The sequence below is a fragment of the Allobosea sp. P1_A7 genome, from assembly GCF_056406775.1.
Genome location: NZ_JBFTZN010000502.1, coordinates 1 through 2,092, shown reverse-complemented (window position 1 = coordinate 2,092; position 2,092 = coordinate 1). Strand labels below are relative to the sequence as shown.

Annotated in this window: 3 protein-coding genes; 1 reads left to right on the top strand and 2 read right to left on the bottom strand. The window is 59.2% G+C overall.

Annotated features, from left to right (window positions below; translation table 11 throughout):
• Positions 1-579, bottom strand: a 579-nt coding sequence (gene mddA / locus AC1D34_RS36940) for a methanethiol S-methyltransferase (protein WP_476826947.1), incomplete at its 3' end; no start/stop codon positions are given.
• 594 nt (positions 580-1,173) lie between these two features.
• On the opposite strand from mddA, the gene AC1D34_RS36935 reads away from it, so the two are divergent.
• Positions 1,174-1,458: a hypothetical protein gene (locus AC1D34_RS36935; RefSeq protein ID WP_476826946.1), complete on the top strand. Its 285-nt coding sequence runs from the start codon at positions 1,174-1,176 to the stop codon at positions 1,456-1,458.
• Positions 1,459-1,516: 58 nt separating this feature from the next.
• Here AC1D34_RS36935 and AC1D34_RS36930 read toward each other — a convergent pair.
• Positions 1,517-2,092 (bottom strand): hypothetical protein (locus AC1D34_RS36930; RefSeq protein WP_476826945.1); only part of this gene is annotated, 576 nt, incomplete at its 5' end.

Here is a 2,092-nt window from a genome sequence, read left to right as displayed (position 1 = left end):
GCTCATGACGGGAGTAGCCCAGAAGGCGATGATGAAGCCGAGATAGATCGGATGCCGAACAAGCTTGTACAGACCCGGCGTCCTGAATTCGGCCTCCGGCATCCTACGGCCGGCGAAACGCACGAATACCTGCTTCAGCCCAAACAGCTCGAAATGACTGAACATGAAGGTCGAGAGCAGGACGAACAGCCATCCGAACTGGGAGAGCGCGATCAGAGTCACCGCCGGCGTCGGATTGGTCACGCTCCAGACGCTCTCCGGCAAGGGCCGCCATTGCCACAGCAGGAGCGCAAGGGCCGCCGTTGCGAGCAGCACATAGGTTGGCCGCTCCAGCGCCGGATCGATCCAGCGGAGCCACCAGCGTTTGAACCCTGGACGGGCCATGACGCTATGCTGGACCGCAAAGAGCGACAGCAATGAGAAGTTGACCAGGAGGGCCTGCGCAGCCGGCGCTGACGGCCCGTCGTTGATACCCTTGGGCACAACAGACCCGCCGACGAAGCCAATCGCATAAACAAAGGTTAGGAAGAAGAGCGCGTATGACAGCAGGCCATAGAGAAGGATCGCGGTCTTGCGCATGGCTGGTACCTCGGTTGGCGCGATGAACGGTTGCAGTCGGCCGGCGTCGCGGTGAGGTGCGGTGAAAGTTCGAATATGGCGCGATGACCGATTGACCTCGGGGCCTTAGCGAACTGCCTCGACAGCGTTGTCAGGTGTGATACTCGACGATCCGCGGTGCGAATGTGATGGAAGTCACATTCGCAAAGGACTCCTCCACAAGGGGCCCACGAAACGGGCCATGCTTCCCTACGGGATGCTTGAGGCAACCCGGCCCGAGCGCCGCAGCCTTGGCTACGCCTGTACTGGCTCTCCGGAGAAACCGAGACCGTCTCCGGCTCCACCATCGCAGAAGCGATGAATAAGGCCGGCTATGGCGGCGGCGCCGTTGCCGCCCCCGACTTCTACAAGGATGGCGAGGAAACCACCTATCAGTGGGATGCCGCCAAAAGACCTGGATCCAGAATCCGGAACCGGCAGACGCCGCCAACTGACGCTAACGTCCGTTCTGGAGCAGGCCAATGCGAGGTCGATCAATCGGATCTCGCATTTCGATCAAAATCGAAATTTGGGCGAACCCAAGAGGGTTGAAACCCCAGAAAAAGGACGTTCGCCATGATAGGCCAGACCGCGTTCGACCCGAAAGCCTTCGGCAAGTCCAATCCGGCCTGGACCAAAAAGCGGACCAAGGTCGACAGAGACCTCGAGCGTCTGGCGGATCACATCTGCACCAGGACGCCACCGCACAGCTATCGAACCGAATTAGACCTCTACGAGATGATCGTGCGCCGGAACCAGTACGCCATCGCGAACTGGGACCACAGGTATAAGGTCCTCACCGATCGCGTGCACAAGCGCCTCATCGAGCGAGACGGCAGCCTCTGGATCGCCTGCAAATAGGGAAGGGCGGCTCGCCTCACGGCAGCCGCCCTTCTTCGTGCGCAATCGGCGAAACCCCTTAGAGTTCGATATCCGCGTAATCAACGTCGGTGCGAGCCCGGAGGTTCGCAATCATGACTTCCGTGTCGATCGAAGCGAAGTCGACCAACTCCTTCATGCTCGGAATGACATATTCCGCATCGACATCCTCCAAGAGCATATTCCCGTTGCCGATCTCGGCATGAAGCCGCTCTGGGAACGTCCAACCCGGAAACCCATAGATCGACCGGCACGACGGCACCTTTGAAGGATCATGCCCCGACCACTCGGCGATATCCAAGCGCGAGAAACCCTCGAACCAGCGCATGGCATCGACAATCTCACGATAGATCTTATGCGCCCCGTACCGAATGGTATCGAGCTCGAGGAAATCGAAGTACGCTACACGTACCATCGCGGTGTCGAGGTCAATGTGTCCCCGTGCAAGCCGATCATGGGTTTGCTCGACAAAATCCAAACGTCGCTCGATCGACGGCCAGACAAGGATGCGCATCCGCTCGCGGTTGATCACGGATTCGAAGCGCCTTTTGAGCGAAGCATAGAACTTCTTCGCGGTCCCAAACTCCTTCAGATGCGGATCAAAATCGGCCCGGCC